A 16,886-nucleotide genomic window follows, 5' to 3' on the forward strand; every position below is an offset into this window, starting at 1 on the left:
TGACCGGATTGCTGCCGGCATGACAAGAACGGCGGGCGCGCACGCCGAACTTTATTTGGGAGACGGGCGGTCGGAGCCTTGATCGAGATGGGCGCGCAGTCGATCAATCGAGGCGAAGCGCATCGTGCCCTCCGACAGTTGGGCGTCGATCGTACCGTCGGAATAAAGCGAATAGGCCATTCCGTTGACCACACCGGACCTCAGCACCGTGACGGAGGACGCGTTGTGGTCCGGAGGGGCGGACGGGCGATCGACTCTTGATGCTGGCCGGGGCGCCTCAGGATCACGCGCATGTCTCGCGGGCGCGGATGAGCCAACCGGCCCGGCTTGGTCCACGACTACCCGCTCGCGCTCCTTCATCATGGACGCAAAGAGAAGATTGCGTCGTGGTTTCGGCTGCGATGGCTCGTCGGAGGATGCCGGAAACTCCGCATCCTCGACCGCGACAACGGTCTCGCGGTCGCGGTCGAACACGTCCGCTTGCCGGCGTGGCGACATGACGGAGGGCGTGGCGTTCCGATCGCCCAGGCTTGGAGCGAACCGATCGCTGTCAGACAGCGAAGGTGGGCGCTCTTCGATGTGCCTGCCCGGCAGAATGGGCGCGTGGGCACTATCATCGCGATCAGCAAACGCTCTGGAGCCGAGTTGGTCCGCGACCCTTCGCAATTCGCGGACGACGACCGACAGGCTGATCATAATCAGGCCCGTGCCGGTCACGACCGCGCCGGATACGACCAGGGTATCGCCGAAGCTGAACTCCTTGATGGGAATCCCCAAGGCGATCGTCACCAGACCGGCCACGAATACAACGAACCCGGCGACTAAAAGCACGCTCATCGAAAAGCTCCGTCCCCCAAGGAGACGACAGCACCTGATAGCCAAGCTATCGGCCTCGCCGCCCGCCAATTCGGTCCCCATTACCGACAACACGATGGCGATGAGGTCAACTGCAAACGACGGGAATGGTTCAATTCAGCGGCAGAAGAACGCTAGAAGCAGCGATCAGGACAGCAGGTCTGTTCGAACTTGTCTGACGTCGGATTTGGTGTAAGGCTTAGTTACCATCCTCTACACGTCAATCCAACGCCGCCCAATTCCGGGCGGCGTTTGCACATGAAGCCCGAAGCTGGCTTCAGCGCGGCGCTTCCGCAAGCGCAGCAAGAATCCGCGCCCACGACCGGATACCTTTGTGAAAACTTTTCAGGTCGTATTTCTCGTTGGGCGAATGGATGTTGTCGTCCTCGAGACCGAAACCGACCAGCACCGTGTCGAGACCCAGTGAGGTCTTGAAATCGGCAACGATCGGAATTGACGCGCCGCAGCCGATCAGCAGCGCCTCCTTATTCCATTCATCGGTCAGCGCCTGCTTCGCGGCCGCGAGCGGCTTCATGTTCCAGTCGAGCGCAATCGCGGGCGCGCCGGCATGATCGAGAAACTCGACCGAGCAGTCCGCCGGTACGCGCTCCTTCACAAACGCACGGAAAGCGTCACGTATTTTTTTGGGCTCCTGACCCTCGACGAGACGGAACGAAATTTTCGCCGACGCCTGTGCCGGAATCACCGTCTTGGACCCTTCTCCCGTGTAGCCGCCGACAATTCCGTTGATGTCGCAGGTCGGTCGCGACACGACCTGCTCGATCAACAGACGATCCTTTTCACCGGCAGGAATCGAGAGTCCGATCGGCTTCAAAAATCGATCCGGCGTCAGATCGAGCTGAGCCCACTGAGCGCGGATGTCGGACGGCAAATCCTTCACGCCATCGTAGAAACCGGGAATTGTAATGCGGCCGTCATCGTCATGAAGGCCGCCAAGGATTCGGGTCAGAACCCGGATCGGGTTTTGAGCGCCGCCGCCGAAAAGGCCGGAATGCAGGTCGCGGTTCGCGGCCTTGATGACCACTTCCTCATAGACCAAACCGCGCAGCGACGTCGTGATCGCCGGCGTGTCGGGGTCCCACATGCCGGTATCGCAAACGAGCGCGAAGTCCGCGGCAAGGTCCTTCTTGTTCTGTTCGAGAAAAGGCACGAAGTTTTTCGAGCCAACCTCCTCCTCACCTTCGATCAAAATCGTGACGTCGAGCGGCAACGAACCGGTCACCGACATCCAGGCGCGACAAGCCTCGACGAACGTCATCAACTGACCTTTGTCGTCTTCCGCGCCGCGCGCCACAATAATCTTGCGGCCATCCGCATGGCTCGTGACGACTGGTTCGAATGGCGGGCGATGCCACAAATTCAGCGGATCGACCGGCTGAACGTCGTAGTGGCCGTAGAACAGGACATGCGGCCGCGACCCGGTATTGCCGTTGCTCTTGGCGACGATCGCGGGATGGCCAGCCGTCGGGCGGACCTCCGCGGAAAATTTCAGTGTCGCGATATCGGCTGCGAGATGATCGGCCGCGGCCTTGCAATCGCCGGCAAATGCCGGATCGGCTGAGATCGATTTGATGCGGAGCAGCGCGAACAGCCGGTTCAGGCTGTTGTCGAAATCGGCGTCGATGTGATCGACGATGGCTTGCAGTTGCGACGTGCCGGACATTTTTGTTGTCCCCTGAGTTGCGGGTTAAACGACCGTTTGAATTTTTTCTGGCGAAGCGACCGAATGCGGACCACTCGCCAATGACGGGTGACGGATGTGCCACGCCAATGCGGCGATCAGTACGAACGTCGCCGCAAGGTTGTTTCCGGCGGCTTGAAGAATTTTCGGAAACACGGGCAGCGACAGCGCCATCAGCGCAAACGATGCGCCGAGCGCCAGACGCGAGATCGCCCGCGCCTTTGGCCGAAAATCGAGCGCGGCACGATGAAACAGAATCGTTAATGGAAAGAACAGCCAAACGAAGTAATACTGACGCGCCAGCGGCGATGCGAGCGTCATCAGGCAGAACAGAATCCCGACCTCCTCGGCGATCGATCGCTGCGTCATTTTCGCGCGCGCCGGAATGATGGCGATAAAGCCCAGCCCTATCGCGGCGAAGACAGCCAGCACGATCCCGTTCGCCGTCTTGTAATCGACATTGGCCACGTTCATGTATTGCGCGGGTTTAGCTGGATCGATCTGGTTATAATTGACCGGACGCACAAGCCGATGCGTAACGGCGATGATCGACTGATTGACCCAGGACCAGTTCTGGGCGTCACGCTGCCCGAACCCATGCTCCGAATTCGATCCGATCATTCCGCGGTACCACGTGGTCAGCTCAGAAACATTACGGTCGAAGCCACGGATCGGAGCCGGCACCAGAAACAGCAAAACGCCCAGGAACGCGACCATGCTTATCGCGCTCGTCCAATGGCGGCGCCAAAGCAGATACGGCAGCACGGCGACGGGAAAGACCTTGATAGCCGCCGCGAGCGCAAACATGCTTCCCGACAGCCACCCGCGTCCCTGCCACAGACACCAGAATCCGAACAGCATCATCGCGAGAAGAACGAGGTTGGGCTGCCCGAGATCGAACATATCGAAGACGAAGGGGATCGTCACAATGCCCGGCAAAGCCTCAAGCCAAGGGCGAGGCGTCGTGCCCGACCCTGTCATGACGTTGGAAAGTTGCGCCGTCATCCACCATGCGGCGGCATTGAGAAGGCACAGTCCAAGATACAGCGGAATCTTTCCGAAGGCGCTCGGTATGGCAAGCAGAATGGCGGACAATGGCGGGTAAAGGAAGGCGAAGCCTTCGCTCGGCCCTTGCGGATACAGATCGCCGCCGTGCAGGATCTGCTGCCCGGCCCAGTACCACAACGGATAATCCTTGGTTTTGCCGTGTCCCCAGATTTCCGGGACAAGAACATCGGCAGTCAGCAGGATGCAGGCCACGAGAAACAGGACATCCAGCGGGCGCCGGAGCGATGGCCATCTCAGCACGAGCATTTTTCCGTTGTCACGCGGCGGCATCGTCCGCGCGCACTGCGTTATCAGATGCGCTTCCGGCTGCAAACTGTCTCGCACTTCTGCCAAGACGCAACCATAAAGCCAAACAGCAGCCTGGGCGATCAACGCCGCAGCAGCCCCCCGAGCGCGCCACGCACCAGCGCACGACCGACCGAACCGCCAAGCGAGCCGCCGAGCGACTTGCCGATATCAGCGACGACCCCCCCGACAACCTTGTTGGTGACGGAGCGGGTGACGCTGCGCGCGATCACCTGCCCGGTCGACAATCTGCCGCGGGGCGTGTTGGTCCCGAATACGCTGCCGACGATCGATCCGATCTGATCAAGAACTCCGCCGTTCGACTCAGCGCCGGTCGCCGCGGTGCCCTCGACCCGCTTCTGAAGCATCTCGTAAGCCGATTCGGAATCGATCGCGGTGTCGTACTTTCCCTTTACCGGGCTGCCGGCAATGATCGCTTTACGTTCCTCAGGAGTGATCGGGCCGATCCTCGCAGACGGCGGCCGTACCATCACACGCTCGACCATAGCCGGCGTTCCGTTGCCTTCAAGGCACGACACCAGAGCCTCGCCCTTGCCGAGTTCGGTAATGACCTGCGCCGTGTTCAGCTTCGGATTTGGCCGGAACGTCTGCGCCGCGGCCGCGACGGCCTTCTGGTCGCGGGGCGTGAATGCGCGCAGCGCGTGCTGAACCCTGTTTCCTAATTGGGCCAGCACCTTGTCCGGGACATCGATCGGATTTTGAGTGACGAAATAAACCCCGACGCCCTTGGAGCGGATCAGCCGCACCACTTGCTCGATCTTATCCATCAACGCTTTGGGCGCATCGTTGAACAGAAGGTGGGCTTCGTCGAAGAAGAACACAAGCTTCGGTTTTGGCGGATCGCCGACCTCTGGCAACTGTTCGAACAGCTCCGACAACATCCACAACAGAAACGTCGCATAAAGCCGCGGGCTCTGCATCAGCTTGTCGGCGACCAGGATGTTGACCATGCCGCGGCCGTCGCGATCGGTGCGCATGAAATCGTTCAAATCCAATGCCGGCTCACCGAAAAATTTGTCGCCGCCTTGATTTTCGAGCACCAGAAGCTGGCGCTGGATGGCTCCCACACTTTGCTTCGACACATTGCCGTACTGCGTCGTCAATTCTGCCGCATGTTCGGCAATGAAGGAAAGGATGGCACGAAGATCCTTCATATCGAGCAGAAGCAGCCCCTGTTCGTCTGCTACTCGAAAGGCGATGTTGAGCACGCCCTCCTGAGCCTCGCTCAAATCCATCATGCGGGACAACAGCAACGGACCCATTTCCGACACGGTGGAGCGTACCGGATGGCCCTGCTCACCGAAAACATCCCAGAAAATTGTCGAGAACTGATCAGGCTGGAACCCAAGGCCCATCGTCCTGGCGCGCTCGAGTATGAAGTCCTTGGCTGCGCCAGGCTCTGAAATGCCGGACAGATCGCCTTTGATATCGGCGACGAATACCGGCACACCCGCGCGAGAAAATCCTTCCGCCATCACCTGGAGCGACACGGTTTTTCCAGTTCCAGTGGCGCCGGTGACAAGACCGTGTCGGTTGGCGAGGCCCAGCGTCAGCCACACCGGCTGCTCACCTTTGCCGATGAAGATACCTTGATCGGTATCGCCGATCCCGGTCGCGGTCTTCGCCATGAGCGCCTCTTCGTGATCCCGTCGTCGATCCATCATTCTACTTCAAGTTCCGCGCCGATTGAAACCGGCGAACCCCAACGCGGCGCTCGAAATCTTCTAACGGAGCAGAAGCTTTCTAACTCGCAAATGACCGGCGACCGCGATGTTTTCGGCATAATCGAGTACACAGGTCTTGCATCTCGGCAACACTCGTCGTGCGATTGCAGGTCAACGAGCGTTTGTTCTGCCTGCTGACTTGTCTTTCGCATCCCGAGGGTATCAAGATGAAAACATAAATAACGAGCCGGCGAGCAACCGGTGGAGGCGGGGTACCATGAACGAACTGGTGGAGCGGCGTGCCGCGACAGTTGGCACCGCTGTCGCGGGAGCAGTCGTCGGCGCGATCCCGGACTTTCGCAGCAAAGAAGGTGCTGGCGACAAGGTTCTATCAGTGATCGGTACGAAAACCGACACGAAAAGCTCGATTGCGGTTTCCCGTAACTGGATAGGCCGCTCGGCGTTCGCCGGTCCTCAATACGCATCGCTAGACCGCCGAACGTCATGACATATCCAATCTCCAAGCTCGAAGGGCTGAGCGCCCCCGACGCCAAAAAGCTGAGATCTATCGGCATTAGAACAACCGATGCTTATCTCGAGGCGGCGCGCACGCCGAAAGGCCGCAAGGCGCTTTCCGCCAAGACCGGCATCAGCGAACAGCAACTCCTGGAGTGGGCCAATCTTGCCGACTACATGCGCATTCCGGGGATGGGCAACGGGAAGACCAAGCTGCTGCGCGCGGCGGGCGTTACCACCGTGCGTGAATTGACGCATCGTAACCCGGCCCGTCTGGCTCAAGCCATGAAAGATGTGAATACCAAGCGCAGACTTGTCAGCGTTCTTCCTTCGGAGAAGTCGATCGGCACGCTGATTGCGCAAGCGCGGAAGCTTCCACTCAAGATCACCTATTAAGCCGCCCGCTGCTGCACGGCCCGACCCTCTGAATGGGCTTTTCGAGCCTTGACAGCATGTGCTGGACCGCGCAAAGCCACCGCATGACGTCGGCAGATACCATGTCCAGACCTGTGGCGGACGAGACGCGTCATCCCACGCTCGAAGCGCTGCTGTCGCGGCCGTATCCGGCGGTCATGGGAGTCCTGAACATCACCCCCGACTCATTTTCCGACGGTGGTCAGTTCATGACGCCCGACCGGGCCTTGGCGCAGGCGCGCCGCATGATCGCGGAAGGGGCCGACATCATCGATATCGGCGCGGAATCCACCCGCCCCTACGGATCTCAGCCGGTCTCGCACGATGAGGAGATGCGGCGGCTGAAGCCGGTGCTCGCGGCAGTGGTCGCGCTTGGAGCCCCCATATCCATCGACAGCATGAAGTCCTCGATTGTCGAGTGGGCGCTTGAGAACGGGGTCGCAATCGCCAACGACGTCTGGGGATTACAGCGCGATCCGGACATGGCCCGCGTGGTGGCGGCGCACAATGCGCCCGTCATTGTCATGCATAACCGGGACAAGCCCGACGATACGCTCGACATCATGCGGGACATCGTCGAGTTCTTCGAACGATCGCTGAAGATCGCGGCGAAAGCCGGCATACCTGCCGGTCACATCGTCCTCGATCCGGGTATCGGATTCGGCAAAACGCCGGAACAGAGCATGGTCGTGCTGGCCCGGCTCAATGAATTGCAGACACTCGGATTTCCGATTCTCGTGGGCGCGTCCCGTAAGCGCTTCATCAACACGGTAGTGCAGTCAGAGCCGCAGGAACGGCTAGGCGGCTCGCTCGCTGCGCATCTGATCGCGGCAAGAAGCGGCGCGCGCATCATCCGCACACATGACGTGGCGGACACGGTGCAGGCGCTGCGGGTGGCGCACGCCATCGAGTCCACAACAGTCGGGATGACCGGACCATGACCGACACGATCTTTATCCGCGGCCTCGTAATTCACGCGCAGCACGGCGTCATGGAGCACGAGACCGAAGTCGGCCAGCGCTTCGTGATGGACATCGAACTATCGACTGACCTTTCCGAATCCTCCCACACTGATCGTCTCGCCGATACGGTGTCCTATGCCGGCGTGGTGGCGACAGCCAGCGCCGCGTTCAAGGATGCCAACTACAAGCTGCTCGAACGTGCCGCAGGGGCTGTTGCCGATGCGGTTCTGGCTACTTTTCCGCGCGTGATCACGATCAAAATCACCGTGCACAAGCCGCACGCGCCGATCCCGGCGATTTTCGACGACGTCGGCATTTCGCTCACCCGCAGCAGGGAATAGCTGTCGCGATGGCCAGCGTCCTGATCGCACTCGGGGGAAACGTCGGAGACGTGCGGCAGACTTTTCGCAAGGCTATCGCCAACATCTGCGGCATGGCGCAGGCCGAACTTCTTGCCCGTTCGTCCGACTACACCACGCCGCCATGGGGCGACGAGAACCAGGCTCGCTTCGTCAACGCCTGCATCGAGATCGACACCCGCCTCGACCCGCACGCGCTGCTGTTCACGCTGCACAAGATCGAGAAGAAATTCGGTCGCGACCGCGGCACCGAAAAGCGCTGGGGACCGCGCACGCTGGATCTCGATCTGATCGCCTATGACGACGCTGTCCTCGACAAACCGGAACTGACGCTGCCACATCCCCGCCTGTTCGAACGCGCGTTCGTTCTGGTTCCGCTGGCGGAAATCGCGCCGGACCGCGTGATTGCAGGGCGAACGGCGGCCAAGGCGCTGGCCAACATCTCCACCGCCGGAATCGAGCGCCTCCCCGACCTCCACTGACCGATCCGCAACGACCGTTTGGCTTGTCAGCCGCCGCGTGGCATTTTGAAAACCCGGAGCATTTTCGCTTCTGATTGAGGCGTTTCTTCACGCGAACCGGTATCCACTTCGCTCGAAAACGCTGTAGATTTCCCGGAAACGAGCGCACGAATGCCCGCTGCTTCCGACGAGTTTATGAATCCGCCGCTGGCAGCCGATTTCGCGCCGGCTATAGCAGCCGACTGGCGCAAGCTGGTCGATGACGTGCTGAAGGGCCCCCCCTTCGAGAAGCTGGTTGGAAAGACCTATGACGGTCTCAGGATCGAACCGATCTATACCCGGGCGAAAGGCGCGTCCGCGATTGGCGGCCGCGCGGCGGCGGCACCATGGCAGATCATGCAGCGGATCGATCATCCCGATCCCGCACAGGCCAACGCACAGGCGCTGCATGACCTCGACAACGGCGCTGGCGGCCTGACGCTGGTGTTCGCGGGCGCCAACGGCGCGCGTGGCTTCGGACTGCCGCCGACCGCAGAAGCCGTTGCCAAAGTGCTGGACGGTGTTTTTCTCGATGCAGGCATCTCCATGGAGTTGCAGATCGGCCCGCAATCGCGCGCGGTCGCATTCCAAATCGCCGACTACATCGGATCGAAGGGAATTAGTCCGACCACTTGCGATATCCGCTTTGGTTTCGATCCGCTCGGCGCCTGCGCGACATCCGGATCGAGCACGGGCGCGTGGGTTGAGATCGTTCCGGCGGTGACGGATGCCGCTAAGGTGCTCGCCGACAGGGGCTTCAAGGGGCCATTCTTTGTCGCCGATGGCCGTGCGATCCACGACGCCGGCGGATCGGAAGCTCAGGAGCTTGCCTTCGTCCTGGCGGCGGCGGTGGCCTATCTTCGGGCTCTTGAAAGCGCCGGCATTGCCCTCGATGAGGCGCGCTGCCTGATCTACGCGCGGCTCAGCGCCGATGCCGACCAGCTCCTGACCCTGGCCAAATTCCGCGCGCTGCGGCTGTTGTGGGCGCGGGTCGAGCAGGCTTGCGGTCTCATGCCAAAGCCCTTGCTCATCGCCGCTGAAACCGCATGGCGGATGCTGACCCGGCGCGACCCTTACGTGAATATGCTGCGTGCCACGGTCGCAACATTTTCGGCGGGTCTCGGCGGCGCCGACAGCGTCTGCGTGCTTCCGCATACGCAGGCACTCGGCTTACCCGACGACTTCGCGCGACGCATAGCGCGAAACACGCAACTCATCCTGCTGGAGGAAGCTAGCCTCGCCAAAGTCGCAGATTCGGCGGCAGGCTCGGGCGGCATCGAAGCCTTGACGCAGCAGCTTTGTCAGAAGAGCTGGGCGCTGTTTCAGGACATTGAGAAAGCCGGCGGAGGTTTCGCCGCACTCGAACAGAACCTGATCCAGCGCAGCGTTGCCATGACGCGCGCTGCACGCGAAATGAACGTCGCAAAACGGCGCGACGTGCTCACCGGCACCAGCGAATTTCCTAACCTGCATGAGAAGCCGGCCGACGTGCTCGACCTCAGGCCGGTCACGCCCGAGCCTTACGCCGATGCAGAGATCATCTTCGAGGCGCTTGCGCCAATACGGCTCGCTGCCCCCTTCGAAAAGCTGCGCGACCGTTCCGATGATTGGTTCAGGGCCACCGGCGCGCGGCCAAAAATCTTCCTCGCCACTCTCGGCGCCCCTGCCGACTTTGCCGCCCGCGCGACATTCGCCCGGAGCTTCTTCGAGGCCGGCGGCATCGAGGCGGTCGATTCAGGGTTGGCGGGTAACGGAGGGAACGCAAAAGATCCGCTCGCCGAAGCCTTCAAGGTGTCTGGAGCCCAAATGGTCTGCCTGTGCTCCTCGGATCAGGTCTATGCTGAACAGGCTGCTCTCGCGGTGCAGGCCTTTCATGCCGCAGGTGCAAGCCATATCTATCTGGCGGGGCAACCAAACGAGCTGGAACCCGCCTTGCGCCAGGCAGGCGCGTTCGATTTCATCTTCGCGGGGACCAATGCGTTGGCGGCGCTGAACGACGTCTGGCAGCGACTGGAGCGATCATGGCCGAGAAGATGAAACCGTCACAGACCGGCGGATGCCAGTGTGGCGCCATCCGCTTCGCGCTGACGGCACCCCCGGTGCGCATCAGCATTTGTCACTGCCGCATGTGCCAGAAAGCTGCCGGCGCGCCATTTGCGTCTTTTGCCGAGATCCCGCGCGAGAACTTTCGCTGGACCAAGAGTACGCCGGCGACGTTTCGATCATCCTCCATCGCGGAGCGTGCTTTCTGCGCCGCCTGCGGCACACCGTTGGGTTTCAGCCGCATCGGCGGTCCCTGCATCGAGATCATGACCGGCGCATTCGACCGGCCCGACCTGCTGATGCCAACCGGGCAATACGGAACGGAGTCCCGGCTCGGCTGGATTGCGACCATCGTCAACCTGCCGAGCCATACCACGACCGAAAATTACGGACCGGAAAAGATGGCGACCATCATCAGCCACCAACATCCGGACCAAGACTGAATAATGATGACCCGCATCCCCAATTTTGCCGATGTCGCGTTCGAGCCGGTCGCGCCTCCCGCAGCCGGCAGCGCCGAACCATCTCCGGAATTCTGGCCGACCCCAGAAGGCATCCCGGTCAAACCGAGCTACAGCGAAGCCGATCTTGTCGGTATCGACTTTCTCGACACATGGCCCGGCATCGCGCCTTACTTACGTGGTCCCTACCCGACTATGTACGTCAACCAGCCCTGGACCATCAGGCAGTATGCCGGCTTCTCGACGGCCGAGGACTCCAATGCCTTCTATCGCCGCAACCTCGCCGCCGGTCAGAAGGGACTGTCGGTTGCCTTCGACCTCGCCACCCACCGCGGCTACGACTCGGATCATCCACGCGTTTCGGGTGACGTCGGCATGGCGGGCGTGGCGATCGATTCCATCTACGACATGCGCACGCTATTCGCCGGCATCCCGCTCGACCGGATAAGCGTGTCGATGACCATGAACGGCGCGGTGCTGCCGATTCTCGCGCTGTTCGTTGTAGCTGCCGAAGAACAGGGCGTGCCGGCGGAAAAACTCTCGGGCACCATTCAGAACGACATCCTCAAAGAATTCATGGTGCGCAACACCTATATCTATCCGCCCGCGCCTTCGATGCGGATCGTCTCCGACATCTTCGCCTACGCTTCAAAAAAGATGCCGAAGTACAATTCGATTTCGGTCTCCGGCTACCACATGCAGGAAGCAGGCGCTACGCAAGACCTCGAACTCGCCTATACGCTCGCCGACGGCGTCGAGTATGTCCGTGCGGGCCTCAAGGCCGGCCTGGACATCGACCGGTTCGCGCCGCGGCTGTCGTTCTTCTGGGCGACCGGCATGAACTTCTTCATGGAAGTCGCCAAGATGCGCGCCGCGCGGCTGTTGTGGGCCAAGCTCATGAAGCCGTTCAATCCGAAAGATGCGCGCTCGCTCTCCTTGCGCACCCATTGCCAGACCTCCGGCTGGTCGCTGACCGCGCAGGACGTCTTCAACAACGTGATCCGCACCGCGGTCGAAGCAATGGCGGCGACGCAAGGTCATACCCAATCGCTGCACACCAACGCACTCGACGAAGCCCTGGCCCTGCCAACCGACTTCTCCGCGCGCATCGCCCGCAACACCCAGCTTTTCCTGCAGCAGGAGAGCGGCACCACGCGCATCGTCGATCCCTGGGGCGGCTCGTATTACGTCGAACGGCTCACGCATGATCTTGCAATGAAGGCCTGGGGCCACATTCGCGAAGTCGAGGAACTCGGCGGCATGGCAAAGGCGATAGAGGCCGGCGTGCCAAAGCTACGCATCGAGGAAGCGGCCGCCAGGACGCAAGCCAGAATCGATACCGGAAAGCAGGTCGTGATTGGCGTCAACAAGTACAAGCCCGAACACGAGACGCCAATCGACGTGCTCAGGATCGACAACTCGACGGTGCGGGGCTTGCAGATCGAGAAGCTGAAACGGTTGCGCAGCGAGCGCAGGCAGGAGGATGTCGATGCCGCGCTCGCGGCGCTGACGCGCTCGGCCGGCGAAGGCAACGGCAACCTGCTGGCGCTCGCCATCGACGCGGCGCGCGCCAAGGCAACCGTCGGCGAAATTTCCGACGCGATGGAGAAGGTGTTCGGCCGGCATCGCGCCGAAATCCGGTCCATCACCGGGGTCTACAAGCGCGAGGCTGCCGCCATGTCCGACAAGGTTTCAAAGGTGCAGGCGCTCATCAACGCCTTCAATGAGGCCGAGGGACGCCGCCCGCGCATCCTCGTCGCCAAGATCGGCCAGGACGGCCACGATCGCGGCCAGAAAATAATCGCTTCCGCGTTCGCCGACATCGGCTTCGACGTCGATATCGGACCGTTGTTTGCGACAGCGGAAGAAGCCGCGCGGCAGGCGGTCGAAAACGACGTGCACATTCTCGGCGTGTCCTCGCTCGCTGCCGCTCACTTGACGACAGTTCCGGAATTGAAGGCCGCACTGAAAAAGCAGGGCCGCGACGACATCATGATCATCATCGGGGGCGTGGTGCCGCCGCAGGATTACGATGCGCTCTACCAGGCCGGCGCGGAGGCTATCTTCCCTCCCGGAACGGTGATCGCGGACGCCGCCGAAGACCTGATCCGCAAGCTCACCGCGCGGCTCGGCCATAGCGCGGCGACGGAGTGAAGGAGACGATTCAACGGAATCGTGATAAACGAGTGGAATGATCGATCGCGAAGAAATTATCCTTAGCCTAAGAAGGCTTCAACCACGGCTCCGGGAGCGTGGGATAAGCCGCCTAGCGATCTTCGGTTCACGTGCACGAGGCAACCCCAGACCCGATAGCGATCTTGACGTTCTCGTCGATATCAAACCCGAGACGAAGTTTTCGTTAATCGATCTTGTCGGTATATCGCATATCATCGGCGACGAACTCGGCCTCTCCGCAAATATGTTTATGCGGCGCAGCTTAGAGCCCGGACTGGCAAATACCATTCGACCGGAAATCATTGAGGTATTCAATGACTGACCGGACTTATTGGCGCCTGATGGATATGAAGAATGCAATTCTGGAAATCAGGAAGCTGTTAATCGACAAGACTCCCGAAGCTGTCGCCACAGATATGGCAACACGTGCAGCATTCGAACGATTCCTTGAAATACTCAGCGAGGCATCGCGTCACATTCCCGAAAACTGGAAGAGTGAACACCAGGATATTCCGTGGCGGCAAGTTGCTGATCTCGGCAACTTTATCCGCCATGTCTATCATCGAATAGACCTCGACGTTTTATGGGCGATTTACACAGACGATCTTGATCCGTTGGAGCGCGTAGTGGATTTTCTCCTCCATCGTGCGAAACCGGATGTTTGAAATGTTGCCGCACCGACGCATTCCCAATCGCTTCATACCGCGCGAATAGACTCGCGGGATGAACGTAGCCGGAAATCCCGAGCTCCTCGCTGCCAACATCCGCGCCGGCAATCGCGCAGCGCTGGCGCGCGGCATCACCCTGATCGAAAGCCGCCGCGCCGATCACAAGGCCACCGCGCGCGAACTGGTGCAGGAACTTCTGCCAGCGACCGGCAATGCCATTCGCGTCGGCATCACTGGCTCACCCGGCGTCGGCAAATCCACCACCATCGACGCGCTCGGCATGGACCTGATCACGCGTGGCCACCGGATCGCGGTGCTGGCGGTTGATCCGTCCTCGGTGCGCAGCGGGGGCTCGATTTTGGGCGACAAGACACGGATGGCGCGACTGGCAGCATGCGAGGCGGCCTACATCCGGCCCTCGCCTGCCGCGGGAACGCTAGGGGGTGTTGCGGCGAGGACGCGCGAAGCGATGCTTTTGTGCGAAGCGGCGGGCTTCGACGTGATCCTGGTGGAGACGGTGGGAATCGGACAGTCCGAAACCGCCGTGTACGACATGACGGATTTCTTCCTCGCTTTGATGCTGCCCGGCGCCGGCGACGAATTGCAAGGCATCAAGAAGGGCATTGTCGAGCTCGCCGATATGATCGCGATCAACAAGGCCGACGGCGATAATCTGCCGCGCGCCAATGCCGCGGCCGCGTCCTACCGTTCCGCGCTAAAAATTCTCGCGCCCCGCTCGCAGCATTGGTCTCCGCCGGTCGTGACGTACTCGGGGCTGACCGGATCAGGCATCCCGGAGCTGTGGCAGACAATCGTCGAGCACCGCGCCGCGATGAACGCGTCCGGCGAGTTCACGCAGCGGCGCAGCCTGCAACAGGTGAAGTGGATGTGGTCGATGTTCGAGGATCGCATGACAGCGCGCCTGCGCAACGATCCTTCGATCCGCGCAAAAGTGAAGGCGACCGAGACCGCGGTCGCCGAAGGTCGTCTCACGCCGGGACTGGGGGCGAGTCAGATCGCGGAACTGCTGAGATGACGGATTATCCTCTCCCGCAGGGAAGAGGGAAAAGAGCAAATGGACCCAGTTTGGAATGAGCAAAGGTCTCCGCATCCTCATCACCGGCTTCGGCCCGTTTCCTGGCGCGCCGTTCAACCCAACCCCACCGCTGGTCGAACGACTCGCAAAGCTGCGTCGACCCGCGCTGAGCGACGTCACGATCACGACCCACATCTTCGATGTCGCGTACGCCACGGTGGATCTTGAACTGCCGCAGCTTCTTGCAACGCATCGTCCGCACGCGCTCTTGATGTTCGGCCTTGCGGCGCGCACACCCTGGCTGCGGATCGAAACCCGCGCGCGAAACGCGATAACGACGATCTGGCCGGACCGGCGCGGAGCGCGGGTTCGTAAGGGCTCGATCGCAGGCACGGCGAATGCGCGTGCGTTCGGACCGCATGTTTTCAGGCTGCTGCGCGCGGCACGCCTGACCGGCATCGACGCCCGCGCCTCGCGCGATGCCGGCAGCTATGTTTGCAATTACCTCTGCTGGCGCGCCATCGAGGCCGCCGATCATCAAACGGGACCGCGCCTCGCTGCGTTCATTCATGTTCCACCGCTGAGGCGCGACGGCTCGGCTCGCGTCCCCGGCGGCATGACGCTGGAGCATCTGGCCGATGCCGGCGAGGCTATATTGCTGGAGCTAGTGAAGGAGTTACGCCGCGCGTAAACCTCGAAAACTCATGGTCCCCCGCGTTCGGCGATGGACAGCCATGTCCGAAACGGGCATTGTGCAGCGCAACAGCGGTATCGATATGGCTGCTTACCGATCTCCCGAGACAAATCGATGACCGACACCGATATGGACGGGTGGGTATCACAAGCCCATCAGCCGAGAGGGTTTCCTGAGTTTGTCGCCCTCGTCGCCTGCATCATGGCGCTCAACCCAATTGCGACAGACATGATGTTGCCGGCGATGCCGGACGTCGGCAATGCCTATGGGATCACCAATCCCAACCACGTCCAGGCCGTGATCTCGGTGTATCTGGCCGGCTTCGGCGCAGGCCAGTTCATCATGGGGCCGCTGTCTGACCGGTTCGGCCGCCGTCCGATCCTGATCGGTGGAATGCTGCTCTACAGCGCCGCGGGCCTGTTGTCGGTGATCGCATCCTCGTTTGAAATGATGCTGCTGGCGCGGGTGCTGCAGGGGGTTGGAAGTTCGGCCGCCCGCGTCATCGCCACCTCGATCGTGCGCGACTGCTACGCTGGACGGCGCATGGCGAGCGTGATGTCGCTGGCGATGATGATTTTCATCTCGGTGCCCATCCTTGCGCCGTCACTCGGTCAAGCGATTCTGCTGTTCGCAGAGTGGCGCGGCATCTTCGTGGTGCTGACCGCCTACGGTTTGCTCGCCCTGGCGTGGTGCGCAATCCGATTGCCGGAGACCCTGCCGGCCGCGGGACGCAAGCCGCTGACCGCTGCAAGCGTGTTCGACGCATTCCGCCAGACTGTCACCAACCGGCAGACCATTGGATATGCACTCGCCGCCGGCGGCATCCAGAGCGTGTTGTTCGCCTATGTGTTCTGCTCACAGCAGATCTTCACCGGAATCTACGGCCTCGGCGACTCTTTTCCGCTCGCCTTCGCCGCCATCGCCACCGGCCTTGCCGCGGCGGGTTTCCTGAACGCGCGCATTGTCGGCCGGTTCGGCATGCGGGTGATCTCGCACGGCGCTCTGACGGGATCGGTGGTGATCGCAGCGCTGACGCTGCTCACCGCGTGGCAGGGCTGGCTGTCGTTTCCGATCTATATGATGTTCGCGATCGGCACGATGTTTGCTTTCGGGCTGATGTTCTCGAACTTCACCGCGCTCGCGATGGAACCGCAAGGCCATATCGCGGGAACCGCATCATCCCTGTTCGGCTCGATCACAACGTTGTTAGGCAGCGGCGTCGGCGCCCTGATCGGGCAGGATTTCAACGGCACCATGCTGCCGTTCGCGACCGGCGCTTTCCTTTGCACAATCGCCGCTTTCGTCGTGGTCGTCGTCGTCGAGCGCGGACGATTGTTCGTGCCGCACAATCCAATGGTCCCGACGCCGCCGCATTAACCCTGTCGCCAACAATCGCTCGCCTTCGTCGCCGCCGCCAGCCGTCATCCCCGTTTTCCGGGTTACATCCAGACGAAGGCGTTTGC

17 protein-coding genes are annotated in these 16,886 nt (G+C 61.3%); 13 read left to right on the forward strand and 4 right to left on the reverse strand.

Annotated features, from left to right (window positions below; genetic code table 11):
* Positions 1-51: 51 nt before the first annotated feature.
* From B2M20_RS11945 to B2M20_RS11960, 4 genes are all read right to left on the reverse strand, one after another.
* A complete protein-coding gene (locus B2M20_RS11945; protein WP_079447269.1) occupies positions 52-837 on the reverse strand; it encodes a hypothetical protein in 786 nt (261 codons plus the stop codon).
* A gap of 295 nt (positions 838-1,132) precedes the next feature.
* On the reverse strand, positions 1,133-2,539 hold the full coding sequence (locus B2M20_RS11950) for a M20/M25/M40 family metallo-hydrolase (protein WP_079447270.1): 1,407 nt from the start codon (positions 2,537-2,539) through the stop codon (positions 1,133-1,135).
* A 24-nt stretch (positions 2,540-2,563) separates the two neighbouring features.
* Positions 2,564-3,871 carry a glycosyltransferase family 87 protein gene (locus B2M20_RS11955; protein WP_079447341.1) on the reverse strand — a complete coding sequence of 436 codons (1,308 nt, stop codon included), beginning with the start codon at positions 3,869-3,871 and terminating at the stop codon, positions 2,564-2,566.
* 122 nt (positions 3,872-3,993) lie between these two features.
* Positions 3,994-5,559: a helicase HerA-like C-terminal domain-containing protein gene (locus tag B2M20_RS11960; protein ID WP_079447342.1), complete on the reverse strand. Its 1,566-nt coding sequence runs from the start codon at positions 5,557-5,559 to the stop codon at positions 3,994-3,996.
* 313 nt (positions 5,560-5,872) lie between these two features.
* Between B2M20_RS11960 and B2M20_RS11965 the strand changes: the two genes are divergently transcribed.
* From B2M20_RS11965 to B2M20_RS12025, 13 genes are all read left to right on the forward strand, one after another.
* A complete protein-coding gene (locus B2M20_RS11965; protein ID WP_079447271.1) occupies positions 5,873-6,103 on the forward strand; it encodes a hypothetical protein in 231 nt (76 codons plus the stop codon).
* Positions 6,100-6,507, forward strand: coding sequence for a DUF4332 domain-containing protein (locus B2M20_RS11970; RefSeq protein WP_079447272.1), 408 nt, complete (start codon positions 6,100-6,102; stop codon positions 6,505-6,507). Before B2M20_RS11965 ends, B2M20_RS11970 begins: the two co-directional genes overlap by 4 nt.
* A gap of 101 nt (positions 6,508-6,608) precedes the next feature.
* Positions 6,609-7,466: a dihydropteroate synthase gene (gene folP / locus B2M20_RS11975; RefSeq protein ID WP_420799314.1), complete on the forward strand. Its 858-nt coding sequence runs from the start codon at positions 6,609-6,611 to the stop codon at positions 7,464-7,466.
* Complete coding sequence (folB, locus tag B2M20_RS11980) at positions 7,463-7,828, forward strand: dihydroneopterin aldolase (protein ID WP_079447273.1); 366 nt, start codon at positions 7,463-7,465, stop codon at positions 7,826-7,828. The genes folP and folB overlap by 4 nt, the downstream gene beginning before the upstream one ends.
* An 8-nt stretch (positions 7,829-7,836) precedes the next feature.
* Positions 7,837-8,328 carry a 2-amino-4-hydroxy-6-hydroxymethyldihydropteridine diphosphokinase gene (gene folK, locus B2M20_RS11985; protein ID WP_079447274.1) on the forward strand — a complete coding sequence of 164 codons (492 nt, stop codon included), beginning with the start codon at positions 7,837-7,839 and terminating at the stop codon, positions 8,326-8,328.
* Between the two features lie 150 nt (positions 8,329-8,478).
* Positions 8,479-10,383 carry a methylmalonyl-CoA mutase family protein gene (locus B2M20_RS11990; protein WP_079447275.1) on the forward strand — a complete coding sequence of 635 codons (1,905 nt, stop codon included), beginning with the start codon at positions 8,479-8,481 and terminating at the stop codon, positions 10,381-10,383.
* Complete coding sequence (locus B2M20_RS11995; RefSeq protein ID WP_079447276.1) at positions 10,368-10,832, forward strand: GFA family protein; 465 nt, start codon at positions 10,368-10,370, stop codon at positions 10,830-10,832. The genes B2M20_RS11990 and B2M20_RS11995 overlap by 16 nt, the downstream gene beginning before the upstream one ends.
* A 6-nt stretch (positions 10,833-10,838) precedes the next feature.
* Positions 10,839-13,004, forward strand: coding sequence for a methylmalonyl-CoA mutase (gene scpA / locus B2M20_RS12000; RefSeq protein WP_079447344.1), 2,166 nt, complete (start codon positions 10,839-10,841; stop codon positions 13,002-13,004).
* Positions 13,005-13,041: 37 nt separating this feature from the next.
* Positions 13,042-13,347, forward strand: coding sequence for a nucleotidyltransferase family protein (locus B2M20_RS12005; RefSeq protein ID WP_079447277.1), 306 nt, complete (start codon positions 13,042-13,044; stop codon positions 13,345-13,347).
* Entirely contained in the window at positions 13,340-13,690 is a 351-nt protein-coding gene (locus B2M20_RS12010) for a HepT-like ribonuclease domain-containing protein (protein ID WP_079447278.1), read from the forward strand. The genes B2M20_RS12005 and B2M20_RS12010 overlap by 8 nt, the downstream gene beginning before the upstream one ends.
* 58 nt (positions 13,691-13,748) lie before the next feature.
* Positions 13,749-14,729 (forward strand): methylmalonyl Co-A mutase-associated GTPase MeaB, encoded by a 981-nt coding sequence (meaB, locus tag B2M20_RS12015; protein ID WP_079447279.1) that lies wholly within the window; start codon positions 13,749-13,751, stop codon positions 14,727-14,729.
* A 55-nt stretch (positions 14,730-14,784) separates the two neighbouring features.
* Positions 14,785-15,420 carry a pyroglutamyl-peptidase I gene (locus B2M20_RS12020; RefSeq protein ID WP_079447280.1) on the forward strand — a complete coding sequence of 212 codons (636 nt, stop codon included), beginning with the start codon at positions 14,785-14,787 and terminating at the stop codon, positions 15,418-15,420.
* 117 nt (positions 15,421-15,537) lie between these two features.
* The gene (locus tag B2M20_RS12025; protein ID WP_079447281.1) at positions 15,538-16,800 is read left to right on the forward strand and encodes a multidrug effflux MFS transporter; all 1,263 of its coding nucleotides are present in this window, start codon (positions 15,538-15,540) and stop codon (positions 16,798-16,800) included.
* Positions 16,801-16,886: the final 86 nt, after the last annotated feature.

Origin of the sequence: Nitrobacter vulgaris, assembly GCF_002028545.1 — a bacterium.
GTDB lineage: Bacteria > Pseudomonadota > Alphaproteobacteria > Rhizobiales > Xanthobacteraceae > Nitrobacter > Nitrobacter vulgaris.